Source organism: Nonomuraea insulae, from assembly GCF_042656245.1.
Genome location: NZ_JBHSPA010000006.1, coordinates 56,476 through 82,649 on the forward strand (window position 1 = coordinate 56,476; position 26,174 = coordinate 82,649).

The window sequence follows — 26,174 nt, forward strand, 5'->3', positions numbered from 1 at the left end:
TTTTCCTGTCTTGTTAAATTGCTCCCGCGATGTAACCTTTGTTGGCGATTCGTCCTACCATCGGTGGTCTAGGCCATCAAGGATGGCCCTGCCAGCAGGGACACACTGGTTACTGGCAAGTAGAGATGCGTTTTCTACGGCTAGCGACCAGGATGGAAGGCGACCCTGACCAGACATCAGTCCATCTCGGAAGGCGAGACCCAGTGGCTTCCGGACGCCAGCGATTCTCGATCATCAGCGACGGCCTACCCAGCCAGCTGCCTGATGTCGATCCCAGCGAGACCAACGAGTGGCTCGAGTCTCTCGACAACGTCGTGAAGACCGAGGGCCGCACCAGAGCCCGCTACCTGATGCTCCGCATGCTCGAGCGGGCCCGCGAACATCAGGTCGGCGTGCCGGGCCTGCGCAGCACCGACTACATCAACACGATCCCGCCGGAGCGCGAGCCCTGGTTCCCTGGCGACGAGCACGTCGAACGCCGCATCCGCGCCTACATCCGCTGGAACGCGGCCATCATGGTGTCCCGGGCCAACGCCCGCACCAACGTCGGCGGCCACATCGCGACCTACGCCTCGGCCGCCTCGCTCTACGAGGTGGGCTTCAACCACTTCTTCCGCGGCAAGGATCACGGCGAGTCGGGCGACCAGGTCTTCTTCCAGGGCCACGCGGCCCCGGGCATCTACGCCCGCGCCTTCCTGGAGGGCCGCCTCAACGAGGCCCAGCTCGACGCCTTCCGTCAGGAGCTGTCGCACGGCTTCCACGGCCTGCCCTCCTACCCGCACCCGCGGCTCATGCCCGACTTCTGGGAGTTCCCGACGGTCTCCATGGGCCTGGGCCCGATCGGCGCGATCTACCAGGCGCGGTTCAACCGCTACCTGCTCAACCGGCAGATCAAGGACACCAGCCGCAGCCACGTATGGGCCTTCCTCGGCGACGGTGAGATGGACGAGCCGGAGTCGCTCGGCGCGATCGGCCTGGCCGCGCGTGAGGAGCTCGACAACCTCACGTTCGTGATCAACTGCAACCTGCAGCGGCTGGACGGCCCGGTACGCGGCAACGGCAAGATCATTCAGGAGCTGGAGTCCTACTTCCGCGGCGCCGGCTGGAACGTGATCAAGGTCGTATGGGGCCGCGACTGGGACCCGCTGCTGGCCGCGGACGTCGACGGCGTGCTGGTCAACCAGATGAACACCACGCCCGACGGCCAGTTCCAGACCTACTCGGTCGAGTCCGGCGGCTACATCCGCGACAACTTCTTCGGCTCCGACCCGCGCCTGCGCAAGATGGCCGAGCACCTGAGCGACGACGACATCCGCAAGCTGTCGCGCGGCGGCCACGACTACCGCAAGGTCTACGCGGCGTTCAAGTCGGCCCGCGAGCACGTCGGCCAGCCGACGGTGATCCTCGCCCAGACCATCAAGGGCTGGACACTGGGCAAGGACTTCGAGGCGCGCAACGCCACGCACCAGATGAAGAAGCTCACCAAGGCCGAGCTGAAGGAGTTCCGCGACCGGCTCTACCTGCCGATCCCGGACTCTGCGCTCGAAGGCGACCTGCCGCCCTACTTCCACCCGGGCGAGCACGACCCCGAGATCCAGTACATGAAGGAGCGCCGCGCGGCGCTCGGCGGCGTGCTGCCCAAGCGGGTCATGCGCGCCAAACCGGTCAAGCTGCCCGGCGACGAGGTCTACGGCATCATCCAGAAGGGGTCGGGCAAGCAGCAGGTCGCCACCACGATGGCGTTCGTGCGGCTGCTCAAGGACCTCATGCGCGACAAGGAGATCGGGCACAGGTTCGTGCCGATCATCCCGGACGAGGCGCGCACCTTCGGTCTCGACGCCATGTTCCCGACGGCCAAGATCTATTCGCCGCACGGGCAGACGTACGAGGCCGTCGACAGGGAGCTGCTGCTGTCGTACAAGGAGGCGGTGCAGGGGCAGATCCTGCACGAGGGCATCAGCGAGTCGGGCTCGATGGCCTCGGCCATCGCGGCCGGCAGCGCCTACGCCACGCACGGCGAGCACATGATCCCGATCTACATCTTCTACTCGATGTTCGGCTGGCAGCGCACCGGCGACCAGATGTGGCAGATGGGCGACCAGATGGGCCGCGGCTTCCTGCTGGGCGCCACCGCGGGCCGCACCACGCTCAACGGCGAGGGCCTGCAGCACGAGGACGGCCACACCCCGCTCATCGCCTCGACGAACCCGGCAGCGGTCTCCTACGACCCGTCCTGGGCCTTCGAGGTGTCGCACATCGTCAAGGACGGCCTCAGGAGGATGTACGGCGACCAGCCGGAGGACATCTTCTACTACCTGACCGTCTACAACGAGCCCTACCTGCAGCCGGCCCAGCCGGCGGACGTCGACCTGCAGGGCCTGCTCAAGGGCCTGTACAAGTTCGCCGACGGACCCCAGACGCAGGGCCCGAAGGCCAACATCCTCTCCTCTGGCGTGGCGGGCCCGTGGGCGGTCGAGGCGCAGCGGCTGCTGGCCGAGGACTGGGGCGTGTCGGCCACCGTGTGGTCGGCGACGTCGTGGACCGAGCTGCGCCGCGACGCGCTGGCGTGCGATGAGCACAACCTGCTCAACCCCGACGCCGAGCGCCGCGTCCCCTACGTCACCCAGCTGCTCACCGGCGTGCAGGGGCCGTTCGTGGGCGTCAGCGACTACATGAAGGCCGTCCAGGACCAGATCGCGCAGTGGGTGCCGGGTGACTGGTCCTCGCTGGGCACCGACGGGTTCGGCCTGTCCGACACCCGCTCGGCGCTGCGCCGCCACTTCCACGTCGACGCGGCCTCGATCACGCTGGCCGTGCTGAGCAGCCTGGTCAAGCGCGGCGAGCTCGACGGCGAGGTGCTGCGCGAGGCCATCGCCCGCTACCACCTGAAGAACGGCGTCACCGAAGCAGGCGGCGCGGAGAGCAACGACACCCAATCCATGGGCGTCTGAGTCATCCAGACGAGGCGCTCCCGCGATTACTTTTCGCGGGAGCGCCGTCATATTCGGCCGTCCGCGCCGTTTGGCCAAGTGAGGCGGCACGTTCAGGAGGGGTACGTGCCGCCTCACCCAGGTATGGTGCACGGTCACGTATTGTGGGCACTACTTCCCCCTGAAGAGATGTGAGGGGAAGTTTCGTCATGCGTCGCGTTATCGCCGCTGCCCTGCTCCTGGCGGCCGCCGGCTGCTCCGCCACACCCGCCGAGCCGGCCGCCGACTCCACCATGGATCCTGACAAGATCGCCTGGGGCCCCTGTACCGACGTCCAGCGCCCTGACGGCGAGCCACCGGCCCGCCAGGACGCCTCGGTACGCTGCGGCAAGCTCTCGGTGCCCCTCGACTACGCCAAACCCGACGGGGAGAAACTGGACCTGGCGCTCATCAAGCTGCCGGCCACCGGCAAGGAGAAACGGCTCGGCTCGGTGGTGTTCAACTTCGGCGGGCCGGGCGCCTCCGGCGTCGACACGCTCGACCAGGCCGCCAAGGCCCTCACCACCCTCCGCGCCCGCTACGACCTGGTCAGCTTCGACCCGCGCGGGGTCGAGCGCAGCTCCGGCGTGCAGTGCGGCGACGGGGCCGAGATGGACCGCTTCACCTCCCTCGACACGCTGCCGTCCAACGACAAGACGCACCAGGAGGCCGAGGCGGCCAACAAGCGCTTCGCCTCACTCTGCCAGCAGAACTCCGGCAAGATCCTCCCCTACATCGGCACCGTGAACGCCTCCCACGACATGGACCGCATCCGCGCGGCCGTCGGCGACCCCAAGCTCAACTACGTCGGCATGTCCTACGGCACCCAACTCGGCGGCGTCTACGCCACCCAGTACCCCAAGAACGTCGGCCGCATGGTGCTCGACGCGCCGCTCGACCCCACGGTGACGTTCGAGCAGCGCACGCTGGCGCAGACGCGCGGCTTCCAGAAGGCGTACGAGAGCTTCCTGCGCTCCTGCGTCAAGAGCACGTGCGACGTCGGCAAGGACCAGGCCACCGCGAACGCCAACGTCGAGAAGCTGATGAACCAGCTCGCCGCCAAACCCCTGCAGGTCAACGGCCGCGAGCTGACCCAGGGCCTGGCCTCCACCGGCGTGGCCGCCGCGCTCTACTCGGAGCTGACCTGGCCCTTCCTTGAGCAGGCGCTCAGCGAGGCGCTCAAGGGGCGGGGCGAGGCGCTGCTGTACCTGTCAGACTCCTACACCGGGCGCGCCCAGGACGGCACCTACTCCACCCAGATGACCAGCTTCCCGGCCATCACCTGCGTGGACTCCGCCGAACGGCCCGACGAGGCCGCGCTGCGGCGCACCGAGACGGCCGCGATGAAGATCTCGCCGCTGTTCGGCAGCGAGGGGTCGGGCGGTCTGTGCCGGGTCTGGCCGGCCAAGGGCAGCGACGAGGCGCGGCATGTGGACGCGACCGGGTCCGCGCCGATCGTGGTGGTGGGCGGCAGGGGCGACCCCGCCACGCCGTACGAGTGGGCGCCCAAGCTGACGGCCCAGCTCAAGACGGCGACGCTGGTGACGTACGAGGGCGAGGGGCACGGGGCCTACCTGTCGGGCAGCAAGTGCGTCATGGGGCTCGTGGACTCCTACCTGATCGACGGCAAGGTACCCGGCAAGGGTTCGAGGTGCCCGGCGGCCTAGTCTTGGCCGGATGACGGACTACTCCCAGATCCAAGAAGAGACCGCGCGTCTGGCGGACCTTTCCGACGACCTGTCCATCCCGGTGCCCACATGCCCGGGATGGACGCTCGCCGAGCTGGTCACGCATGTCGGCCAGACCCACCGCTGGGCGGCGCACGTCCTGCGCGAACGGGTCCAGGAGAAGATCTGGTCGCGGGAGGTGCCCAGCGGGCTGGCCGAGGGGCAGAGCGGCGACGCGGCCTGGCTGAGGTCCGGGGCCGCCGACCTGCTGGAGACCCTGCGCGTCACCGACCCGGCGACGCCGGTGTGGACGTGGGGCCCGGACAAGCGGGCCTCCTGGTGGCCGCGCCGGATGTTGTTCGAGCTGGTGGTGCACCGGGCCGACGCCGAGCTCGCGCTCGGCCTCGACCCGGAGATCCCGGCGGGGACCGCGGTCGACGGAATCGAGGAGTTCCTTCACAACCTGCCGCACGCCGCATGGGTCACCCGGCCGCTGGCCCGGCTCGACGCGGAGGGGGCCACGATCCACCTGCACGCGAGCGACACCGACGGCGAGTGGACCATCACGCAGGGCCCCGCCGGGAAGATCACCTGGTCACGCGGCCACGCCAAGAGCTCCGCCGCCGTCCAGGGCCCGGTGAGCGACCTGCTCCTCCTCCTGTACGGCCGCCGCTCCCCCGACGCCCTCACCGTCTACGGCGACCACGACTTCCTGACCCGCTGGCTCACCACAGCCGCTCTCTGAAGCCGCCCGGGCCGGCGGCTCAGCCACCCGCACCGATGATCAGCGTGAACTCGCAGCCGACGAAGGTGTAGGGCGGCGCCGACACGGACCGGTTGTCGGACGTGCAGTGGTCGCCGCCCGCGCCGCCGTCGAGGGTTCCGGTGCCGCTCTCGCCGGTGAGGTCGTCGTCGCCGCCCAGACCCTGGATCTGGTCGCTGCCGCCTCCGCCGTTGATGACGTTCGGCCCCCCGTTGCCGATCAGCACGTCGCCGAAGTTGGTTCCTTCCAGGTTCTCCACGTCCGCGGCGATGGTGTCCCTGGCTCCCGCGGGCCCGTCGTCGGCGCTGCCGTCGTCGCCGCTCGCGCCGTCGAGGTCGGCCCGGACGCCGAGCAGGTTGGGGGTGGCCTGGTATTGGGCGGTGTCGGAGCCGCCGCCGCCGCGCAGCACATCGCCGCCGACCCCGCCGATCAGCGTGTCGTCGCCGGAGCCGCCGACGACCTGGTCGTTGCCGGCGTCGCCGCTCAGGCGCGCGGTGAGGCCCGTGGCGTTCGTGATCACGTCATCGCCGTCCAGCCCTCGGACGGCCATGGTTCCCGAGGTCGGTGCCGCGCAGCGTGCCTCGTGCGGAGTCACCAGCGTGCATCCGGGGCCCACGATGAGCGTGGCGGCGGGGTCGGTGACCGTAAAGAGCCCGCCGGGAGCCGGGCTGACGGTGATCTGGTCGTTCAGTCCCACGGGGGCGTCGTACTTGAGGACCCCCGGGGAGCGCACCACACCAGGCTGGCAGTCGCCGTAGCACGGTGCCGCCGTCGCGGGCTGCGCGACCAGGGCGACCGGCAGAACGGCCAGCGCCGCCACGCCTCCGAGCACCCCCGCCACGCGCCGCGCCCGGCCTCGAAGTCCGCTGTTCGCCGCCCGGCCCCCTGGGTCGCTCGATTCACGTGCTGACATGTGCGTCCCCTTGCGTCATGCGAGATGGCGCCTCCTTGGCACCCACGTGGTAGGCGTTCCAACGGGGTTCCACCAAGTGCCATCTCCAGGCCGGGAGCGCCACAGCCACCCTCTACGGTCCTTCAGGGCCCGGGAGTGGCCCTGGACGCGCCGCCGCTCGGCGATCGGCGGCGTGTCCAGGGCTCTGGGGTGAACCGCGACCGGGACCAGCCCAGGGACGCGGCCCGCTCGCCGGCCGGGACATTCGCGGGGAAGGCGCACTCCCCGGCCCGGCGAGACGGTGATCACCTGCGGTGGAAGACCCCGAAGAGGCTGCCGGACACATCACGCAGGTAGGCGAAGTCGGTGCCGGCGCCGTCGTCGATCACCTTGACGACGACCTTGCCGCCCAGCTCCTCGCTCTTGGCGCAGGTCTCCTCGACGGAGGCCACCTGCACGTGGAAGACCGCGTGGGCGGGGAACTCGCCCTTGGTGTTGTAGAGCCCGCCCCCAGGCTGCTCAGCCCCCGGATAACCGATCGCCCGGTAGTCGATCGGCCCCTCCGCGCCGGCGGCGAACGTCCAGCCGAACAACCCACCGTAGAACTGCTGGGCGCCGTCGGGGTCGTCGGTAGCGACCTCGAACCACGTCACCGTGTTGTCCATCATCGTCTCCTAGTTTCTCGAACAAGGCAACGATCTAACGCTGTGGCGACAACCCTATGTCGGTGTTTTCGATTGACTAATCGAGCATTGTTCCGTGCACGACCATCTCGGGGACCTCGGTCGCGAACCCTTCGAGCGGCCGCTCGGGACACCGCTCGGCGGTGACGGTGGCGGAGGCGATGCGATCGAGCCGGAAGACGCGCACGTCATCACGCAGCCGGCACCACGCCACGAGATACCAGAACCCGCCCCGCCCGCCCAGGAACACCCCGGGCTCCACGTCGCGCGAGGTCAGCGCCCCCTTGGCGTCGGCGTAGTCGAGCCTGAGCACCCGCCGCCGCAACAGCGCCTCCTCGATGGCCCGCGAGATGCCCTCGGCGCCCAGCGGCTGGATCTCGTTGTCCTGCTCCCGGGGCACGTGGACGAGTTGCACGCGCCGGGCCAGCTCTCTGGCCAGGTCACCCTCCGACCCGGGCATGGCGGCCACGACCTTGCGTAACGCGCTGCGCGCCTGCCTGCCGAACGGCTGGTCACCGGCCTGGCTGAGCGCCACCGCGATGGCCACCGCCTCGGCGGGGGTGAAGTTGAGCGGCGGCAGGGACAGCTTCTTGTCGATCGCGTAACCGCCCTTGCGCCCCGGCTCGGCATAGATCGGGACGCCCGACTCCTGCAGCGCGGTGATGTCGCGCTCGATCGTGCGCACGCTCACCTCGAACCGCTGGGCGAGCTCGCGGGCGGAGCGGCAGCGGGGTGAGATGGCGCGCAGGTTTTCGACGAGCGCGTAGAGCCGGTCGGTACGGTTCACAGCCGAGACGCTACGCCGAGCCACCGACAATCGCGGGCCGCCCGGTAGCCCCGGGACACCCACGTAACCGCGCGGCCACAGGGGTCTCACGGTTCGGCGAGTGCCTCAAGCCCCTCTGACGGGAGCGGCGATCGGCTCGCCTTTCACCGCCACGCAACGACGGCCCGATTTTCTCACGACGCCCACTCCGTCAGCCGGTCGGGTTTCTCACGACGCCCACTCCGTCAGCCGGTCGGGTTTTCTCACGACACCCACTCCGTCAGCCGGTCGGGTTTCTCACGACGCCCACTCCGTCAGCCGGTCGGGTTTTCTCACGACACCCAGTCCGTCAGCCGGTCGAGCGACCAGGTGTTCACGACGCGCCCGGCCTCGATGCCGCACCGGGCGGCGCGCTCGCATCCGTGCCGCTGCCAGTCGAGCTGCCCGGGCGCGTGCGCGTCGGAGTCGATCGCGAACACGCACCCCATCTCGTACGCCAGCCGCATCAGCCGCTTCGGCGGATCGAGCCGGTCGGGCCGGGAGTTGATCTCGACCGCCACCCCGAACTGACGGCACGCCTCGAAGACCAGCTCCGCCTCGAACTCCGACTCCGGCCGCTTCGTCCCGCGCTTCCCGCCCGCCTGCACCACCCGCCCCGTGCAGTGCCCGAGCACGTCCACCAGCGGGTTGGCCACGGCGGTGACCATCCGCCTGGTCATCTCCTCGCCGCCCATCCGCAGCTTGGAGTGCACGCTGGCCACCACCACGTCGAGCCGCTCCAGCAGCTCGGGCTCCTGGTCGAGAGAGCCGTCGAGGTTGATGTCCACCTCGATCCCGGTCAGGATCCTGAACGGCGCCAGCCGCTCGTTCAGCTTGCCCACCACCTCAAGCTGGCGCTCCAGCCGTTCCGCCGACAACCCGTTGGCCACGGTCAGGCGCGGCGAGTGGTCGGTCAGCGCGACGTATTCGTGCCCGAGCGAGATCGCCGCCTCCGCCATCTCCTCGATCGGCGACCCCCCGTCCGACCAGTCGGAATGGCTGTGCAGATCGCCTTTGAGCGCGGCCCGCAGTTCGGCGGTCTCGGCGTCGAGCTCGACGCCCTCGGTGGCCCGCATTCTGCGCAGATAAGTCGGAACCTGTCCGTCAAGGCTTTCGTTTATCACAAGGGCGGTGACCTTGCCGATACCCGGCAAGCCACCGAGCCCGCCACCGCGGGTCAGCCGGACGAGCTCGTCTCTGGGCAGCTCGTCCACGACCGCGGCGGCGCGGCGGAAGGCACGCACGCGGTAGGTGGGCTCGCCCGCCCGCTCGAGCAGAAAGGCGATCTCGCGCAAGGCCTCGTCCGGTTCCATGCGTCCATTCATACCCAAGTCAACGGCAACCACAGGGACATACACATTGAACAGGGACAAGGGCCACCGCTAGGCTGATCGGCCCAGGAAAGCAGGAGTTTGATGTCAAATCCGGCGCAAGCGCCCAAAGAGCCACCGCGCAAGTCGTCGAAGGTCATCCCGCTGGTCGTGCTCGGGGTCCTGTCCGTGATGGTGGTCGGCTACTGCGCCGCCGTGGCGGACGACGACGAGGTCACCGCGGACTGCACCATCCGGCTGGACGACGGCACGTACGAGGTCGTGGACGACGACAATTGCGACGACGACGGCACCTCGACCCATTACTACGCCGGTTCCCGGGGGGCGTACCTGTGGTACTACGGCGGGCGGAGAGTCGGCAACCGCATCTCGGGCGGCACCACCCTGCGCCCCTCCGAGGCGAAGATCACCAGCCGGAGCGGCAAGGAGATCCAGCGGGGCGGCTTCGGCCGGAGCTGGAGCGGCGGTAGCTGACGCATGCGCCGCGAACATGGCACTCCCAGGAACGACTGGGAGAAGACGATCGAGAGCCAGGGCCTGGCCTACCACCGTGCCGCGCATCCGGCGGGGCTGAGCCGGCCGTACTGGGACGAATCCGTGCACTACGTCTTCTCGATGGACGAGGTCGAGGAGCTGGAGACGCAGGTCGAGGAGCTGCACGAGATGTGCCTGCGGGCCGTCGAGCACGTGGTCTCTGCCGGGCGCTTCGCCGACTTCGCCATCCCCGAGTGGGCGTGGGAGGAGGTGGCCCGCTCGTGGGAGCGGCGCGACCCGTACGTGTACGGCCGCTTCGACCTGCGCTACGACGGCACCGGAGCGGCCAAGCTGCTGGAGTACAACGCCGACACGCCCACGTCGCTGGTGGAGTCCTCGGTCGTGCAGTGGTTCTGGCTGCAGGACGTCTTCCCCGACGGCGACCAGTGGAACTCGGTGCACGAACGCCTCATCGACCGCTGGCGCGCGCTTCGGCTCCCGTCGGGGCCCACCCACTTCGCCTTCACCAACGCGGACGAGACGGGCGAGGAGGCCATGACGGTGGCCTACCTGCAGGAGACCGCCGAACAGGCGGGCCTGCACACCGTGGCCGTGGCCATGGAGGACATCGGCTGGGACGAGCTCAACCGCCGCTTCGTCGACGTCGAGGAGCGCGTGATCCGCTCGGCGTTCAAGCTCTATCCGTGGGAGTGGATGCTGAGCGACGACTTCGGGCGGCAGGCCGTACGGCACGCCACCTGGATCGAGCCGCTGTGGAAGACCCTGCTGTCGAACAAGGCCCTGCTGGCCGTGTTGTGGGAGCTCAACCCCGGCCATCCCAACCTGCTGCCCGCCTACCTCGACGGCCCCCGCGACCTGACCTCCTACATCGCCAAGCCGCTGCTCGGCAGGGAGGGCGCCTCGATGCGCATCGTCACCCCGGAGGGCACGCAGGAGACGCCCGGCGCCTACGGCCGGGAGGGGTACGTCTTCCAGGGCTTCGAGGCCCTGCCCGTGTTCGAGGGGCAGCGCCCGGTGCTCGGCGCCTGGATGATCGCCGACGAGGCCGCCGGGCTGGGCATCAGGGAGACGACCGGCCTGATCACCGACGACACCTCCTCCTTCGTCCCGCACCGCATCGCCGACTGACACCCTCCTTTGATTGGAACGCACGTGACCCTGCTTGAGACCCTCGCCCGCGGCTCGGGAGCCATCGCCGCCTACGCCGCCGTCGGCGTCATCCTGATGATCATCGGCTTCTACGTGATCGACTGGGCCACGCCCGGCAAGCTGAGCGAGATCATCCGCACCGAGCGCAACCCGAACGCCACCCTGCTCACCACCTCGGCGCTGGCCGCCGTGGGCCTGATCGTGGCCGCCTCCATCTGGTCCTCCGGCGGGCGGCTCGCCGAGGGGCTGGCGGGCACGGCGGTGTTCGGTCTCGTCGGGATCGTGGTGCAGACGGTGGCGATGCTGGTGTTCGACCGGGTGGTCGGCATCTCCGTACGAGACCTCGTCAAGGAGAGCGAGCTGCAGCCCGGCTCCCGTCTGCTGGCGGTGACCCACCTGGCGATCGGCCTGATCACGGCCGTGGCCGTGATCTGAACCTCTGTTCCGGTCATCGGGGGAGACCTGGCACTCTAGGAGGCGTGACAGACCGGACCCGGGAGGACACCACGCGCAGGCTTGAGCGGGCCATGGGCTCGCTCGGCACGGCGGCGATGGCGCGCATGGACGAGCAGTTGCCGTGGTTCCGCGCGCTCAGCGCCGAGGACCGGTCGTGGGTCGGGCTCGTGGCCCAGGCCGGGATCGCGGCGTTCGTCGAGTGGTTCCAGTACGCGGGCAAGGACCGGCCCACGCCCAGCATCGAGTTCTTCGGCACGGCCCCGCGCGAGCTCAAGCGGTCGATCTCGCTCCAGCAGACCGTCGACATCGTCAGGGTCGTGGTCGAGGTGGTCGAGGCGCAGGCCCACGAGCTGGCCTCCCCAGGCGGCGAGGACCAGCTCCAGCAGGCCATGCTGCGCTACACGCGCGACGTGGCCTTCGCCGCCGCCCACGTCTACGCCCGCGAGGCCGAGGCCAGGGGCTCCTGGGACGCCCGGCTGGAGGCCCTGATCGTGGACGCCCTCGTCCGCGGCGAGGTGGACGACGGGCTGCACTCCTGGGCAGCCGCGCTCGGCTGGACCTCCTCCCCCGTGGTCGTCATCGCCGGCCACGCGCCCGACGACGACCCCCGCGCGGTCATCGACGGGCTGCGCGAGAAGGGCCGCCGCATCGGCATGGACCTGCTGGCCGGGGTGCAGGCCGACCGGCTGATCGTGATCGTGGGCGGTGCCGGCAGCGTCAACGACGCGGCCAAGCAGGTCGTGGCCCGCTTCGGCGTGGGCCCCATCGTCATCGGCCCCGAGGTGCCCGACCTGCACGCCGCCGCCAGGTCCGCCAGGGCGGCGCTGGCCGGGCTGAAGGCCTCCTGCGGCTGGCCCGACGCGCCGAGACCGGTGCACGCCGAGGACCTGCTGGCCGAACGGGCGCTCGACGGCGACACCGACGCCAGGGAGCAGCTCATCGAGAACGTCTACCTGCCGCTGGCGGGCACACCGCTGCTCGATACGCTGGCGACGTACCTGGAGCAGGGGACCTCGCTGGAGGCGACGGCACGGTTGCTGTTCGTGCACCCGAACACCGTGCGCTACCGCCTCAAGAAGATCACGGAGCTGACCGGATACCAGCCCACGGAGGGCAGGTCCGCCTTCACCTTGCAGGTCGGCCTCATCCTCGGCAGGCTCTCGGAGAGCGCCGTAACCTGGGGCGCTCTAACGTAATGCAGCCGAAATCCCCACTGTAGGGTTCCTACAAATCACCCCGGACAAAGTTCGTACGGATCTCCATCCGCGTGTCGGAGTTCTACAGGGCAAGGTGGATTTTGTGCTTGTACTCGTCGCTCCGGGCCAAGGTGCCCAAACTCCAGGCTTCCTGACCCCCTGGCTCGAGCTGCCCGGTCTGGCCGACAGACTCGGCGCCTGGTCGGAGGTCGTCGGGCTCGACCTGGTCGCCTACGGCACCACCGCCGACGCCGACGAGATCCGCGACACCGCCGTCGCACAACCGCTGCTCGTCGCCGCCGCGCTGGCCTCGGCCGAGGCGCTCGGCGCCAGCCCCGACGTGCTGGCCGGGCACAGCGTCGGCGAGTTCGCCGCCGCCGCGCTGGCCGGCGTCCTCACCCCGGAACAGGCCCTCGCTCTCGTACGCGACCGCGCCCAGGCCATGGCCAAGGCCGCCGCCATCACCGAGACCGGCATGACCGCCGTGCTCGGCGGCGTCGAGGAAGACGTCCTGGCCGGTCTGGAGAAGCACGGACTGACCCCCGCCAACATCAACGGGGCCGGCCAGGTCGTGGCGGGCGGCACCCTGGAGCAGCTGGCCGCGTTCAAGGAGGACGCGCCGGCCCGCGCCCGGCTCATCCCGCTCTCCGTGGCGGGCGCCTTCCACACCGAGCACATGGCCCCGGCCATGGAGCGCCTGCGCGAGGCGGCCTGGAACGTCGTCCCGTCCGACCCCGCGATCCCCCTGCTCTCCAACACCGACGGGCAGTCCGTCGCCACCGGCGCCGAGTTCCTCCAGAGGCTGGTCACCCAGGTCAGCAACTCCGTCAGGTGGGACGCCTGCATGGAGACCATGGCCGGCCTCGGCGTCACCAAGATGATCGAGTTGCTGCCCGGCGGCACGCTGACCGGCCTGGCAAGGCGGGGTCTTCGCGGCGTGCAGACCGTGGCGCTGAAGACCCCCGATGACCTCGACGCGGCCAGGGAGCTGTTCAAGTGAGGATTTCCGACATCGCCCCCGGCGGCAGAGTGCTGGCCCTCGGCCACTACCAGCCGGCGAACGTCGTCACCAATGACGACTTGGCCAAGACCATGGAGACCAACGACGAGTGGATCCAGTCCCGCGTCGGCATCAAGGAGCGCAGGGTCGCCCCGGCCGGGGAGTCGGTCGAGGACATGGCCACCATCGCCGGCGGCAAGGCCCTGGCCGCCAGCGGCCTGGCCCCCGACGACGTGGACCTCGTCATCGTGGCCACCTGCACGCTCGAAACCCAGATCCCCAACGCCTCCGCCATCGTGGCGCACCGCCTCGGCATGAACGCGCCCGGCGCGTTCGACGTCAACGCGGCCTGCGCCGGCTTCTGCTACGCGCTCGCCACCGCGAGCGCCGCCGTCCGCGGCGGATCGGCCAGGAACGTCCTGGTCATCGGCGCGGAGAAGCTGTCTCAGTGGGTCGACTGGACCGACAGGTCCACCGCCGTGATCTTCGCCGATGGCGCCGGAGCCGCGGTGGTGGGCCCGTCTGACACTCCTGGCATCGGTCCCGTGGTGTGGGGCAGCGCCGGCGACAAGGCCGACGCGATCCAGATCAAGGACCGTGACGACTACCTGCACCAGGAGGGCCAGACGGTCTTCCGGTGGGCCACGACCGCGCTGCACCCGGTGGCGCTCGAAGCCTGCTCACGCGCTGGTGTCGACCCCTCTGAGCTGGCGGCGTTCGTGCCGCACCAGGCCAACCTGCGCATCATCGAGTCCATCGCCCGTAAACTGGGCGCTGACAAGGCCGTCGTCGCCCGGGACATCGTCACCGCGGGCAACACCTCCGCCGCCTCCATCCCGCTGGCGCTCTCGCGCATGCTGGAGCAGGGCGAGGTGCGCTCGGGCGACCTGGCGTTGGTGCTCGGCTTCGGCGCGGGCCTGACGTACGCGGGCCAAGTGATCGAGATTCCCTAGAATCCCGTTCACCCCTTCATGCTTGTGCGGCACCACCCGCACAGAACCCAGAAAACCAAAGGAGAACTAGCGACATGGCTGCCACCGAGCAGGACATCCTCGAGGGCCTCGGCAAGATCATCAACGAGATCACGGGCATTCCGGCCTCCGAGGTGACTCCCGAGAAGAACTTCGTGGACGACCTCGACATCGACTCCCTGTCCATGGTCGAGATCGCCGTGGCCGCCCAGGACGAGTTCGGCGTCGAGATCCCCGACGACCAGCTCAAGAACCTGAAGACGGTCAAGGACGTCCTCAACTTCATCCACAACTGACCCGGACCCCCGTCCACCCCTTCTGATCAGCAAGGAGCGCGAAACGTGAGTGCGAACCGGGTACGTGTCGTCGTCACCGGGCTCGGCGCGACGACGCCCGTCGGTGGAGACGTCACCTCGACCTGGACGGCGCTCCTCGCCGGTCAGTCGGGTGTCGAAACGCTCACCACGGACTGGATCGACACCGTCCCCGTGAAGTTCGCGGGGACGGCCGCCGTCGATCCGACCGAGGTGTTGCCGCGGCCCGAGTCCCGCCGTCTCGACCGCAGCGAGCAGTTCGCGCTGGTCGCCTCCAGAGAGGCCTGGCAGGACGCCGGCGCCCCCGAGGTGGCGCCGGAGCGGCTGGGCGTCGTGGTGTCCAGCGGCATCGGCGGCATCACGACCACGCTGACCGCCTACGACACCTACCGTGAGCGGGGCTGGAACCGGCTGTCGCCGTTCACCGTGCCCATGCTCATGCCCAACGGCCCGGCCGCCTGGATCGGGCTCGACCTGGGCGCCCAGGCCGGCGTGCACGCCACGGTGTCGGCCTGCGCGTCCGGCGCCGAGGCCATCGGTTACGCGATGGACATGATCAGGGTCGGCCGCGCCGACGTGGTGGTGGCGGGCGGCACCGAAGCCGCCATCCACGGCCTCAACGTGGCGGCCTTCGCCGCCGCGCGGGCCATGTCCACGCGCAACGACGACCCCGCGGGCGCGTCACGGCCGTGGGACCGCGACCGTGACGGGTTCGTGCTCGGCGAAGGCGCCGGCATCATCGTGCTGGAGTCCGAGGAGCACGCCAAGGCGCGCGGCGCGCGCATCTACGCCTACTGCGCGGGCGTCGGCTACTCGGCCGACGCGCACCACATCACCCAACCCGAGCCCGAGGGCCGTGGTCAGATCATGGCGATGACGCAGGCGCTCACCAACGCCGGCATCACCGGGCTCGACGTCAAGCACGTCAACGCGCACGCCACCTCGACTCCCGCGGGCGACATCGGCGAGGTGCAGGCGGTGGCCAAGGCCATCGGCACCCACCCGCTGGTGACCTCGACCAAGTCCATGACCGGGCACCTGCTCGGCGGGGCGGGCGGCATCGAGTCCGTCTTCACGATCAAGGCTCTGCAGGAGCGGATCGTCCCCCGCACCATCAACATCGACAACCTCGACGACGGCATCGAGGTGGACCTCGTCCACAGCGAGAACCGCAAACTGCCTGACGGCGACATCGCCGCGGTCAACAACTCGTTCGGATTCGGCGGGCACAACGTGGCCGTCGTGTTTAAGGGGGCTTAAATGACCGTGCTCGACAACCGGGTGGTGAGCGGGGGCTCCGAACCGGAGCCCGCCGATCCCCGGGATCCAGTCGTCCGCATGACCGCGCTGCTCGACGAGGGCTCGCTGCGGCTGATCACTCCTGAGGACAAGAGCGGGGTCCTGGCCTCCATGGGCCGCGTCGAGGGCGTTCCCGTCGTCGTCTTCTGCAGCGACGCCCGCTTCCAGGGCGGCGCCATGGGCAGCGCGGGTTGCGAGCACATCGTGCACGCCTACGACGTGGCCGTCCGCGAACGTGTGCCGATCATCGGGATCTGGCACTCCGGCGGCGCGCGCATCCCCGAGGGCGTCGAGTCGTTGCACGCCGTCGGCCGGGTCTTCGCCGCCATGACCAAGGCGTCCGGCGTCGTGCCGCAGATCTCCGTGGTCGTCGGTCCCGCCGCCGGCGGCGCCGCGTACGGTCCCGCCCTCACCGACCTCGTCATCCTGGCCGACTCCGGCCGCATCTTCGTCACCGGCCCCGACGTCGTCCGCAGCGTCACGGGCGAGAACGTCGACAGCGCGGCCCTGGGCGGCACCGAGCCGCACAGCAAGCGCAGCGGTGTCGCGCACATCGTGACCAAGACCGAGACCGACGCGTTCGTCAAGGCGCGTCAGCTCGCCACGCTCCTCGGCCACCAGGGCCGGGTGCGCACGGGCGATGTCGAGGAGGTCGACTTCTCCTCGCTGCTCCCCGAGTCCGCACGCCGGGCCTACGACGTCAAGCCGCTGGTCAACGGGCTGCTCGACGAGCCGGGCATCGAGCTGCACCCCAAGTGGGCGCCCAACATCGTCACCTCGCTCGGCCGGCTCGGCGGCCGGACGGTAGGCGTGATCGCCAACAACCCGATGCGGCTGGGCGGCTGCCTCGACGCCACGTCCGCCGAGAAGGCTGCCCGCTTCGTACGTATGTGTGACGCCTTCGGCGTGCCGCTGGTTGTCCTGGTGGACGTGCCCGGTTACCTGCCGGGTGTCGGGCAGGAGCACGACGGTGTGGTCCGGCGGGGCGCCAAGCTGCTGCACGCCTTCGCCGAGGCGTCGGTGCCGCGGCTCACGCTGGTCACGCGCAAGGCGTACGGCGGGGCGTACATCGCGATGAACTCCCGTGCGCTCGGCGCGACCAAGGTGTTCGCCTGGCCGACCACCGAGGTGGCGGTCATGGGCGCGGTGGCCGCGATCCGCGTGCTCAAGCGGCGCGAGCTGGCGGCGGCTCCCGAGGAGGAGCGGGCCGAGCTCGAGCTGCGCCTGGCCGATGAGCACGAGAAGCTCGCCGGCGGCCTGGAGCGGGCGCAGGAGATCGGCGTCATCGACGAGGTGATCAAGCCCGGGGAGACCCGCGGCGCCATCGCCAAGGTGCTCGCCCAGGCCACCCCGGCCAGGGGTGCGCACGGCAACATCCCGCTGTAGCACTTCGTCTTCACGCGAAAGGCCCCGCACCGGTCCCGGTGCGGGGCCTTTCCACGTTTCTCAGGCGCCCAGAAACGGTTTCAGACGGCCGCGTGCAGCCAGCGGACAGGCGCGCCGTCTCCGGCGTACCTGAACGGCTCCAGCTCCTCGTCCCACGGCCTGCCGAGCATCTTGTCCAGCTCGTCCTCCAGCACGCACCGCCCCTGGGCGGCCATCATCATCGAGGCCCGGAGCCGGTCTTCGGGGATCATGATGTCGCCGGCGACGCCGATGACCGCCGTGAAGGCGCCGAGCGTCGGCGTGTAGGCATGCCGGGAGCCGTCCACGCCCGGTGAGGCGTCTTCGGTGATCTCGAATCTGAGGCGCTGCCAACCCATGAGTGAAGAGGCGATGGCCGCCGCGATGCCCGGCCGACCCTCCCACTCCGCCTGTGCGCGCACGACGTTCGGCGCGGCGGGTTGCGGAGTCCACGTCAGATCTACGGGCACGCCAAGGACACCCGCGACTGCCCATTCAATGTGAGGGCACAGCGCGGGCTGAGCCGAGTGGACGTAAAGGACGCCACGAGCAGACACCGGACCTCCCGTTTCGGTACGAGGTGCGCCTTCCCCAACGGCCTCGCTCCGGGATGATCACAAGTGACTAGGGAGAGACTACCGTCGGTCGCCATCCGGCACCAGTGGGGGGCCATACCAAGTTGGTGCGGGAGTGGCGGGTGACAGCAACTCTCGCGGGGATACATACCCGCTCATGGAAATCCAATCAGTCGGAGAGGCGTTCATTCGCCCAGGTCAGGTGCTGGCCGACCGGACCGCTCTCGCCGCCGCGGCCCGCTGGACGCAGGCGGTCTCCGAGGCGGACGGAGTCTGCGTCCTGCACCTGTCGCCCGGCGTCGACCCCTGCGAGGTCACCACCGAACTCCGCGAGCAGGGTCTGCGGGCATCGCCCAACCACGTGCTCCGCGGCCAGCCGCTGTGGTTCGGCGGCCCCGCCTCCAGGCCCTTCCCCGCCCCGCCCGTCGGCTTCAAACCGGGCCGCTCCCGCTCCGGAGTCGTCGTGGGCCTGCTCGACACCGGCGTGGCCAAGCACCCGTGGTGGTCGGGCACCGACTGGTACGCCCGCCTCGGCCCCGACGAGGCCGACGCCTCCGAGGGCTCGCAGGCCGGTCACGGCACGTTCATCGCGGGCGTGCTGGCGCGCCGGGCCCCGGGCGCGGCGCTGCGCGTGCACCGGGTGCTCGACGGCGACGGCATCGGCGACGAGGCGGCGATCGTACGCACCCTCTACCGCATGCGCGACAATCCCCCGCAGGTGCTCAACCTCTCCTTCGGCGGCCACACCTTCGACGACCGCCCACCGCCCCTGCTGGCCGACGCCATCGGCGCGCTGACGGAGACGGTGACCGTGGCCTGCGCCGGCAACACCGCCTCCGACCGGCCGTTCTGGCCCGCCGCGCTGCCCTATGTGGTGGGCGTGGGGGCAGTCGACTCCTGCCGGCAGGACAGGGCGCCCTACTCCGGCCACGGCACCTGGGTCGACGCGTGCGCCCAGGGCGACTGGCTGACGAGCAGTTATCTGGACGCGGGCGAGTTCGGCGGCTACGCGGCCTGGAGCGGCACCTCGTTCGCCACCCCGCTGGTGGCCGGGGCCATCGCCGACGCGGCCAGGGAGGAACCGGCGAGGGAGTGGATCAGGAGGGTCCTTGACTCCGACGAGACCCGGCAAATTCCCGATCTGGGAGTTCTCTTCGCGGCGAGTCTGTAGAGTTTACGCTCAGTCCCCGGATAATCACGGGGAGGCATGATCGCCTCTCCGTGCCGGACGGAAGGAGGCCGTGGTGGGTGAACCCCGCGATCCAGCGGAACTGCTCGCCGCCGCGGCCGACGGTGACCGGTCCGCCTGGGACGAGCTCGAATCGAGGTTCGGGCCGCGCATGTGGGCCGTCGCCCGCGCATGCGGCCTGAGCCCCGCCGATGCCGCTGACGCCGTCCAGGGTTCCTGGCTGCGGCTGCTGCAGAACCTTACGAGCATCAGGGATCCGTCGGTGGTGGGGAGCTGGCTCACGACGACCGTGCGCCGCGAAGCCCTCCTGCTCCTGCGGAAGGAGCGCTCAGGCGTCTCCTCCTTCGAGGTCGTCGAAGACCCTGACCCCGCCGCCGCCGTCCTGGAGGCCGACGACCGGCGCCTGCTCTGGAAGATGGTCTCCACCCTGCAAGAACCCTGCCGCACACTCCTTCAGCTGGTTGCAAACGATCTTGGAAATCAGCAGGTGGCATCGCGGCTGGGGCTGCCCGCGGGCAGCGTCGGCCCGACCAAGGCCCGTTGCCTGGAAAAACTGCGCACTCTGATCTCACTACAGGAGACAGCGCAATGATCAACGACGAATACTTCCTGGCGGCCCTCCGGCTGGCCTCCGGGAACGACCCGATCCCGATGCAGGTGTCGGCCGCCGCGCGCGACGCCTACAGGCTTCTGGTCCCCGAGGCGGCGACCGCCGCCTACGCCGAGTCGGCCACCATCCGCAGTGTCCGCGACGACGACAGCTCCCATCTGGTGCGCTTCATCGCAGCCGGCCTCACCTTCGATCTCGAGGTGACGGAAGGCGACGGGCTGATCGACGTCGCCGGACACATTTCCCCCTACCCAGGAGAGGGCGCGCTCGTCGATGTAAGATCCCCCAACCTCACGCTTACCAGGCGGATCGCCCACACCGGCCACTTCGCCGCCACAGGCCTGCCACCCGGCTGGCTCAGCGTGGTGTGCCACCGGCCCGGGCACGCACCCATCCAGACCACTTGGGTGCGCATCCGCCCTTGACCCGCCAATGACCGGCCGGGAGAGCCGCGCCCTTCTCCCGGCCGTCTCCGATCGAGGCCGGCCATGAGCGCGTCATTCGACGAACAGGACTCGCATCCGCTCATCAGAGCGGCCGAGGCCGCGATGCTGCGTTCCCTGGTCGACCCCGACCACGCCATGCGCGCGGGCCGCGCCATCCTGGCCACCGCCCGCCGCAGCGGCTTTGTCGAGGCCCAGGTCGTGGCCCTCCGATCGATGGCGCTGGCCGCCCGCGAGCTGGGCGACCTCGACACCGCCGAGCTTCACCTGCGCGAGGCCATCCGCATCGCGGGAGCCCCGCCCGGGCGGATCGCCCAGGCGCGGATGTCCCTGGTCACCCTGCGCACCGAACGCGGCCACCCCCTCCAGGCGCTGCGCCTGGCCGCCCTGGCCTGGGCGTACCTGTCCAACCTCGACCGCGCCAAGCTCGACACCCAGCGCGCGGTCGCCCTCGGGCAGCTCGGCCGCCACCAGGAGGCCGTCGCCTCCTGCGACCGCGCGCTGCGCACGCTCACGACCGCGCCCGGCAGCATCGACGACCGCAGGTTCCTGGCCGGCGGGCTGCTCAACCGCGGCCTCATCCACTCCTACCGGAGCGACTGGGACGCCGCCATGCGCGACCTCACCGCCTGCCTGCGGGTCTCCCAGCGCGCCGGGCTGCGGCACCTGGCCCGCCTGTCGGCCGCCAACCTGCCCTTCCTCGCGGTACGCAGGGGCGACATCGCGGGGGCGTTCAAGCACTACCACGAGGCCATGGACACCCTGGCCGGCTTTCCCGAGCGGCTGGCCACGATGCGGGCCGACTTCGCCGGCGCCCTGCTGGCCGCGCACCTGCCCGGTGAGGCGAGGGCCATCCTGAGCCTGGCCGTACCGGATCTGGAGAGGTCGGGCGCGCACGTCGCGCTGGCCGAGGCCCGGCTGAAGCTGGCCCAGGTGGAGTTGCTGACCGGGGACCCGCAGCGGGCCCGGCAGGTGGCCGAGCAGGCCTCGCGGGAGCTGGCCGAGCAGGACAGGGAGTCGTGGCTGCCGCTGGCCAGGGAGGTCGTCCTGCGCTCGCGGCTGGAGCTCGAACCCACCACGCCCGAGCTGGTCGCCGAGCTGATCGCGTGCGCCGGCGAGCTGGAGGACGAGTTCGCCGACCAGGCGGGGGCGGCGGCGCTGCGGCTGACGGCGGCCGAGGCGGCGCTCACCGTGGACGACCACCCGACGGCCTCCGCGCAGCTCGCCCGGCTCACCCGGCACGCCGAGCGGCCGGAACGGTGGGTGCCGGACGGCACGCGGCTGACCTCGCTGGCCTCCGAGCCGCAGGCCAGGCAGTTCGCGCAGGCGTCGCAGATCCCGGTGCCGGTGCGCCAGCACGCGCTCGCGCTTCAGGCGGCGCTGCAGGAATACGTCCCCGGGGCCTTCCGCGCCGTACGCGAAGGGCTGGCCGAGGTGAACGAGCAGGTGGAGGTGTTCGAGGACCCGTCGCTGCGCGCCCACGCGGCCAGGTCGGGAGAGAGGCTGGCGGCGTTCGGGCTGGAGCTGGCGGTGCGGGACGGGTGCGCCCGCACGGTGTTCGAGTGGTCGGAGCGGTGGCGGGCCGTGGCCGCTCCCGCGCACGCGTGCGGCCTGGTGGACCCCGACCGGCTGCGGGCCGAGCTCGGGCGCAGGGCACTGGTGGAGTACGTGGCGGACCGGGGAACGCTGCTGGCCGTGCTCGTGAGCGGGGAACACCTGCTCCTGCGGCGGCTGGGCAGCGTGTGCCAGGTCAAGGAGGCGATCGTCCGCCTCCGGTACGCGCTGCGCAGCCACGGCGGTCCGCGTGACGTCGAGGCCGCCGCGACGGAGGTGGAACGGCTGGTGCTGCGGCCCCTGGCGGCCGAGGTGGACGATCGGCCGCTGGTGGCGGTGCCGGTGGGTGCGCTGCACACGTTGCCGTGGGGCGCCCTGCCGTACCTGCGGGAGCGGCCGGTCAGCGTGGCGGCCGGGGCGGCGGCCTGGATGCGTTCACGCAGGTCCCGCTCCGAGGGCGCCTCCTCCCCCGTCGTGGTGGCGGCGGCCGGGCCCGCGCTGGCGCACGCGCAGGGGGAGGTGGCCCACGTGCTGGCCTGTCATCAGGGCGGGCGGCAGGCGGCCGGGCGTATCGGGGCGGTGCTGGAGGCGCTCGGGGAGGCGGATGTGGTGCATCTGGCGGCGCACGGGGTGTTCCACCCGCGCAGTCCGCTGGTGTCCGGGATCACGCTGGAGGATGGGTCGCTGATGGCATACGACCTGCTGGACGTCGCGCGTACGGCGGGGCTGGTGGTGTTGTCGGCGTGCAACTCCGGGATGTCGCGCACGCCGATGGAGGGGGCGCCGCTGGGGTTGCCGGGGACGTTCCTGGCCAAGGGGACGTCCTGTGTGATCGCCGGGATGGTGCCGGTGGGGGACGAGTCGGCCAAGGTGCTGATGAGCATGTTCCACGAACTGCTGGCGGCGGGGCAGGCTCCGGACGCGGCACTGGCGCACGCGGCGGCGAAGAGCGGCGAATACGGGTTCGTCTGCTTCGGCGCGGGCGATCAGCCGTGGTACTGACGATGGGTTCGGTTGTATCGGCGCGGGCGATCAGCCGTGGGGCCGGCCTCGGGTTCGTCTGCCCGGGCACGGGCGATCAGCCGTGGGGCTGACGTCGGTCTCAGCCCGTGGCGACGGGTCTTGACGGGTCGGTGACCCAGTGGGACCAGGAGCCCACGTACAGGGCGGCAGGGAGGCCCGCCACCTCCAGGGCGAGCACCTCGTGAGCGGCCGTCACCCCGGAACCGCAGTACGCCCCCGCCTCGACGCCCTCGCCGACGCCCAGGTCGGCGAAGCGGGCGCGGAGCGCGCCGGGGGCCAGGAAGCGGCCGTCGGGGCCGACGTTCTCCGTGGTGGGGGCGTTGACGGCCCCGGGAACGTGCCCCGCCACCGGATCGACCGGCTCCACCTCGCCCCGGTAACGCTCCCCCGCCCTGGCGTCGAGCAGCACCCCACGACCGACCAGCGCCGCCGCCTCGTCGGCCGTCAGGGCCGGCATCCCGCCAGGACGCGCGGTGAAGTCGCCCTCCACCGGCTCGGGGGTGTCCTTCGTGATGGGCAGCCCGGCCTCGATCCAGGCGGGAAGGCCGCCGTCGAGCACGTGTACGTCCTGGTGGCCGTAGTAGCGCAGCGCCCACCAGGCGCGGGCGGCGACGGTGGACCCGGCGTCGTCGTACACCACCACCGGACGCCCGTCCGAGACGCCCAGCCGCCGCATCGCGCTCTGGAACGCCGCCGCGTCAGGCAGCGGGTGCCGCCCGCCCGCGCCGGGAGGGGCGGCGAGATCGGCGTCGAGGTCGCAGTAGACGGCCCCCTCGATGTGGCCCTCGCGGTAGAACTGCAGCCCGGGCGGCCCGCCGAGCCGCCAGCGCACGTCGAGCACGGTGACGCCGTCCTGCGCGGCGAGTTCGGCGGGGGTGATCAGCGGGCTGGTCACGTGCGTACCTCCAGGAGCGGGACGTGCTGTTCGGCCGTCGTCAGCGAGCCGTGGTAGCCGGTGAAAAGGGCCTCGATCGGGTGTTTCGTGGGGGCGGTGATGGCCAGGTCGGTGTGCGGCACGGCCACGACGTCGCCGATGCGTTCGAGCCAGACGTCGCGTACGCGGGGCCCGAACCAGCCCGACTCGACCGCCTCCTGCCTGGACACCACCCACGCCTTGCCCCGCAGCGTCTCGCGCCACGCCTCCAGCACCTGTTTGGCGGCTCCAGGGCGGGCGTACACGTGCCTTGCCCTGGCCTCGCCGCCGAGCAACGCCACCCCTTCCGTCAGCTCCGGCACGCTCTCCGCGTCGATCTTCTCGGTGGCGTTGACCATGCCGTGGTCGGCGGTGACGTACAGGACGGATCCGGGCGGCAGCCCCTCGGCCAGCCGCTGGGCCATGTCATCGACGATGGCGAGCTGGCTCAGCCACTCCTCGCCGCCCCAGCCCACCATGTGGCCGGTGGCATCGAGGTCGCCGTAGTAGACGGTGACGTGCGCGGGCCGCTCGCGCATCGCCTCATGGACGCGGGCCACCCGGTCGTCCACGGAGTCGGCGGCCACGTAGCGTACGCCGCGGTAGACGGCCCTGGTCAGGCCGGTGCCCTCGAACTCGGCGGGACCGACGTAGACGGACTCGATCCCGGCGCGGGCGGCGCGCTGGTAGACGGTCTCCGCGGGCTGCCACTCGTCGGGATCCATCACCAGGTGGTCGGGGAGCGTCCACCTCAGGCAGTTGAACAACATCCCGGTGCCCGGCACGGCCAGCATCAGGCCCACCATGCCGTGCTCACCGGGGGTCAGGCCCGTGCCCAGGCTGCACAGGCTCGTGACGGTGGTGGCGGGGAACCCGGCGGTGAGCGTCCTGTTCTGGAGCCCGGCCAGGAAGGGGGCCGTCTCGGGGTGCGCACTGAGCAGTTCGGCGCCCAGGCCGTCGACCAGGAACAGGCAGACTCGGTCGGCTTGCTCCAGATTCAGCGCATTGGGCTCGCGCAGGCCCAGAGCGGCCAGCATCGATCCAGGCAGATCGGCCAGCGACCCGCCACCGTACACCGGCACCAGCATGTCCCTCAGTGTAACCCTCCAAGATCCCAGCCCCTCGCGACCCACCTGCCGCTTTTCCCACTCACCCCCTTCACAGCACATGGGAATCCCAGGGGCGTCGGCAGCGCGGCGTGAACGGCAGCGCGGCGTGAACGGCGTCCCGCATCCTGTGCCGTGCGCAGTGCGGTGAGGCGACGCGGGCTGCCGCTCGCGCCGACGCGGTGGCGTGCTGCCGGGCACGGTCGTGGTCGTCGCGCAACGCCGCCCCAACGGCACCGCCCCTGGGGTGCCGCGCGCCATGACGGCAGCGCCCGCCGGGGCTGCTCGCCTGCCGCCCTGCCCCCGCGATCCCGGCGCCGCTCGCGCCCAGCTGCTCAGGTGCGCACCGCGTGCCGCATACCGCGCACCTGATGTCCCGCTGAGCCGCCGAGCGCGTCGCATGCGCGCCCGTCCCCGATGGACGACCGCCCTGGCCGTCCCGCGCTCGATGCCATGCGCTCGGTCCCGTGCACTCGGTGCCACGTGCTCGGTGCCACGTGCTCGGTGCCGTGCGCTCGGTGCCGTGCGCTCGGTGCCGTGCGCTCGGTGCCGTGCGCTCGGTGCCGTGCGCTCGGTGCCGTGCGCTCGGTGCCGTGCGCTCGGTGCCGTGCGCTCGATGCCGTGCGCTCGATGCCGTGCGCTCGATGCCGTGCGCTCGATGCCGTGCGCTCGATGCCGTGCGCGGGGAGGCTTGTGGCGATGCGATGGTGTAGGTGATCGTGGCCGTCGCGTGGCGCCGCCCGGCGGGGCCGTGACTTCCGGGTGGGGGTCAGGCGGTGGCGCGGGCGGTGGCTTCGGAGAGGGCCTTGGCGAAGGCGAGGACGTGGGTGACCGCCTCGGGGCCGTCGGCGGCCTCGCTGACCCGCAGCGACAGGTCGTCGGCCGTGATGGCTCCCGTGTAGCCGTGGTCGGCCTCGCAGTTCTCGTCGCCGCACGTGGCCGGCTCCAGGTCCACGTGGGAGATGGCGCCCCAGCCGATCGTGAGCGTCACCTCCGTGGGAGGGACGCCGGGGACGTAGGAGGCGGGGTCGGGCACGACGCGGGTGACGGCGACCGACTGGACGCGGCTCAGGCGTACGGCCTCGGTGGTGGTGGAGGCGTGGGAGGCCGAGACGCCCTCGATGGCGGGGTGCTCGTCGGTGTGGCAGACCAGCAGCCGGGTCGTCGACAGAACCAGAACCGTGACGTGGCGGCGCACTTCCATGGCGGGATCGAAGGTCGCCTCGTGATGGACCACGAACGCGGTCACGGCCTCCTTGCCCAGCGCGGATTCGACCGCATCCGTGACGAGGTCGGGGTAGTAGCCGCTGCGCTCGATCGCTTCACGCAGGCCCGCGGCTGAGACTCGGGTTTCCCTCATGGCTCCA

24 protein-coding genes are annotated in these 26,174 nt (G+C 70.9%); 16 read left to right on the forward strand and 8 right to left on the reverse strand.

All coding sequences use genetic code 11. The annotated features are described in order from the left end of the window. Nucleotides 1-203 precede the first annotated feature (203 nt). The 3 genes from aceE (at nucleotide 204) to ACFPZ3_RS03060 (ending at nucleotide 5,381) form a co-directional block, all read left to right on the forward strand. Nucleotides 204-2,951, forward strand: coding sequence for a pyruvate dehydrogenase (acetyl-transferring), homodimeric type (gene aceE / locus ACFPZ3_RS03050; RefSeq protein WP_379512376.1), 2,748 nt, complete (start codon nucleotides 204-206; stop codon nucleotides 2,949-2,951). 188 nt (nucleotides 2,952-3,139) lie between these two features. Next, complete coding sequence (locus ACFPZ3_RS03055; RefSeq protein WP_379512377.1) at nucleotides 3,140-4,636, forward strand: alpha/beta hydrolase; 1,497 nt, start codon at nucleotides 3,140-3,142, stop codon at nucleotides 4,634-4,636. 10 nt (nucleotides 4,637-4,646) lie between these two features. Then, complete coding sequence (locus ACFPZ3_RS03060) at nucleotides 4,647-5,381, forward strand: maleylpyruvate isomerase family mycothiol-dependent enzyme (protein ID WP_379512378.1); 735 nt, start codon at nucleotides 4,647-4,649, stop codon at nucleotides 5,379-5,381. A 19-nt stretch (nucleotides 5,382-5,400) separates the two neighbouring features. Here the strand turns inward: ACFPZ3_RS03060 and ACFPZ3_RS03065 are convergent, their stop codons facing one another. The 4 genes from ACFPZ3_RS03065 to ACFPZ3_RS03080 form a co-directional block, all read right to left on the reverse strand. Continuing rightward, nucleotides 5,401-6,312 carry a calcium-binding protein gene (locus ACFPZ3_RS03065; RefSeq protein WP_379512379.1) on the reverse strand — a complete coding sequence of 304 codons (912 nt, stop codon included), beginning with the start codon at nucleotides 6,310-6,312 and terminating at the stop codon, nucleotides 5,401-5,403. A gap of 284 nt (nucleotides 6,313-6,596) precedes the next feature. After that, nucleotides 6,597-6,956 (reverse strand): VOC family protein, encoded by a 360-nt coding sequence (locus ACFPZ3_RS03070; protein WP_379512380.1) that lies wholly within the window; start codon nucleotides 6,954-6,956, stop codon nucleotides 6,597-6,599. 76 nt (nucleotides 6,957-7,032) lie between these two features. Continuing rightward, nucleotides 7,033-7,761, reverse strand: coding sequence for a helix-turn-helix transcriptional regulator (locus ACFPZ3_RS03075; protein WP_379512381.1), 729 nt, complete (start codon nucleotides 7,759-7,761; stop codon nucleotides 7,033-7,035). Nucleotides 7,762-8,072: 311 nt separating this feature from the next. Continuing rightward, complete coding sequence (locus tag ACFPZ3_RS03080) at nucleotides 8,073-9,092, reverse strand: PHP domain-containing protein (protein WP_379512382.1); 1,020 nt, start codon at nucleotides 9,090-9,092, stop codon at nucleotides 8,073-8,075. A 102-nt stretch (nucleotides 9,093-9,194) separates the two neighbouring features. Here ACFPZ3_RS03080 and ACFPZ3_RS03085 point away from each other — a divergent pair, with 102 nt between their 5' ends. The 9 genes from ACFPZ3_RS03085 (at nucleotide 9,195) to ACFPZ3_RS03125 (ending at nucleotide 17,376) form a co-directional block, all read left to right on the forward strand. After that, the gene (locus tag ACFPZ3_RS03085; protein ID WP_379512383.1) at nucleotides 9,195-9,584 is read left to right on the forward strand and encodes a hypothetical protein; all 390 of its coding nucleotides are present in this window, start codon (nucleotides 9,195-9,197) and stop codon (nucleotides 9,582-9,584) included. 3 nt (nucleotides 9,585-9,587) lie between these two features. Then, the gene (locus ACFPZ3_RS03090) at nucleotides 9,588-10,733 is read left to right on the forward strand and encodes a glutathionylspermidine synthase family protein (protein ID WP_379512384.1); all 1,146 of its coding nucleotides are present in this window, start codon (nucleotides 9,588-9,590) and stop codon (nucleotides 10,731-10,733) included. Between the two features lie 24 nt (nucleotides 10,734-10,757). Continuing rightward, nucleotides 10,758-11,189, forward strand: coding sequence for a DUF350 domain-containing protein (locus ACFPZ3_RS03095; RefSeq protein WP_379512385.1), 432 nt, complete (start codon nucleotides 10,758-10,760; stop codon nucleotides 11,187-11,189). Nucleotides 11,190-11,281: 92 nt separating this feature from the next. Next, complete coding sequence (locus tag ACFPZ3_RS03100) at nucleotides 11,282-12,406, forward strand: PucR family transcriptional regulator (RefSeq protein ID WP_379512764.1); 1,125 nt, start codon at nucleotides 11,282-11,284, stop codon at nucleotides 12,404-12,406. Between the two features lie 103 nt (nucleotides 12,407-12,509). Further along, complete coding sequence (locus tag ACFPZ3_RS03105) at nucleotides 12,510-13,406, forward strand: ACP S-malonyltransferase (RefSeq protein ID WP_379512386.1); 897 nt, start codon at nucleotides 12,510-12,512, stop codon at nucleotides 13,404-13,406. Next, entirely contained in the window at nucleotides 13,403-14,359 is a 957-nt protein-coding gene (locus ACFPZ3_RS03110; protein WP_379512387.1) for a beta-ketoacyl-ACP synthase III, read from the forward strand. The genes ACFPZ3_RS03105 and ACFPZ3_RS03110 overlap by 4 nt, the downstream gene beginning before the upstream one ends. Nucleotides 14,360-14,433: 74 nt before the next feature. Then, nucleotides 14,434-14,673, forward strand: coding sequence for an acyl carrier protein (locus tag ACFPZ3_RS03115; protein ID WP_379512388.1), 240 nt, complete (start codon nucleotides 14,434-14,436; stop codon nucleotides 14,671-14,673). 45 nt (nucleotides 14,674-14,718) lie between these two features. Beyond that, nucleotides 14,719-15,951, forward strand: coding sequence for a beta-ketoacyl-ACP synthase II (fabF, locus tag ACFPZ3_RS03120; RefSeq protein WP_379512389.1), 1,233 nt, complete (start codon nucleotides 14,719-14,721; stop codon nucleotides 15,949-15,951). Next, nucleotides 15,952-17,376: an acyl-CoA carboxylase subunit beta gene (locus tag ACFPZ3_RS03125; protein ID WP_379512390.1), complete on the forward strand. Its 1,425-nt coding sequence runs from the start codon at nucleotides 15,952-15,954 to the stop codon at nucleotides 17,374-17,376. 80 nt (nucleotides 17,377-17,456) lie between these two features. On the opposite strand, the gene ACFPZ3_RS03130 is transcribed toward ACFPZ3_RS03125, so the two are convergent. Next, nucleotides 17,457-17,951 (reverse strand): DUF3145 domain-containing protein, encoded by a 495-nt coding sequence (locus ACFPZ3_RS03130; protein WP_379512391.1) that lies wholly within the window; start codon nucleotides 17,949-17,951, stop codon nucleotides 17,457-17,459. A gap of 175 nt (nucleotides 17,952-18,126) precedes the next feature. Between ACFPZ3_RS03130 and ACFPZ3_RS03135 the strand changes: the two genes are divergently transcribed. The 4 genes from ACFPZ3_RS03135 (at nucleotide 18,127) to ACFPZ3_RS03150 (ending at nucleotide 22,767) form a co-directional block, all read left to right on the forward strand. Further along, a complete protein-coding gene (locus ACFPZ3_RS03135) occupies nucleotides 18,127-19,140 on the forward strand; it encodes a S8 family peptidase (RefSeq protein WP_379512392.1) in 1,014 nt (337 codons plus the stop codon). Nucleotides 19,141-19,213: 73 nt separating this feature from the next. After that, nucleotides 19,214-19,750, forward strand: coding sequence for an RNA polymerase sigma factor (locus ACFPZ3_RS03140; protein ID WP_379512393.1), 537 nt, complete (start codon nucleotides 19,214-19,216; stop codon nucleotides 19,748-19,750). Next, nucleotides 19,747-20,193 carry a hypothetical protein gene (locus ACFPZ3_RS03145; RefSeq protein ID WP_379512394.1) on the forward strand — a complete coding sequence of 149 codons (447 nt, stop codon included), beginning with the start codon at nucleotides 19,747-19,749 and terminating at the stop codon, nucleotides 20,191-20,193. Before ACFPZ3_RS03140 ends, ACFPZ3_RS03145 begins: the two co-directional genes overlap by 4 nt. 63 nt (nucleotides 20,194-20,256) lie before the next feature. Further along, nucleotides 20,257-22,767 (forward strand): CHAT domain-containing protein, encoded by a 2,511-nt coding sequence (locus ACFPZ3_RS03150; RefSeq protein ID WP_379512395.1) that lies wholly within the window; start codon nucleotides 20,257-20,259, stop codon nucleotides 22,765-22,767. 100 nt (nucleotides 22,768-22,867) lie between these two features. Here ACFPZ3_RS03150 and ACFPZ3_RS03155 read toward each other — a convergent pair whose 3' ends face one another. The 3 genes from ACFPZ3_RS03155 to ACFPZ3_RS03165 all read right to left on the reverse strand — a co-directional run bounded on the left by ACFPZ3_RS03155 (nucleotide 22,868) and on the right by ACFPZ3_RS03165 (nucleotide 26,167). Then, nucleotides 22,868-23,683 (reverse strand): sulfurtransferase, encoded by an 816-nt coding sequence (locus ACFPZ3_RS03155; RefSeq protein ID WP_379512396.1) that lies wholly within the window; start codon nucleotides 23,681-23,683, stop codon nucleotides 22,868-22,870. Next, nucleotides 23,680-24,789, reverse strand: coding sequence for an alkaline phosphatase family protein (locus ACFPZ3_RS03160; RefSeq protein ID WP_379512397.1), 1,110 nt, complete (start codon nucleotides 24,787-24,789; stop codon nucleotides 23,680-23,682). The genes ACFPZ3_RS03155 and ACFPZ3_RS03160 overlap by 4 nt, the downstream gene beginning before the upstream one ends. A 787-nt stretch (nucleotides 24,790-25,576) precedes the next feature. Beyond that, complete coding sequence (locus tag ACFPZ3_RS03165) at nucleotides 25,577-26,167, reverse strand: DUF5998 family protein (RefSeq protein ID WP_379512398.1); 591 nt, start codon at nucleotides 26,165-26,167, stop codon at nucleotides 25,577-25,579. Nucleotides 26,168-26,174 lie beyond the last annotated feature (7 nt).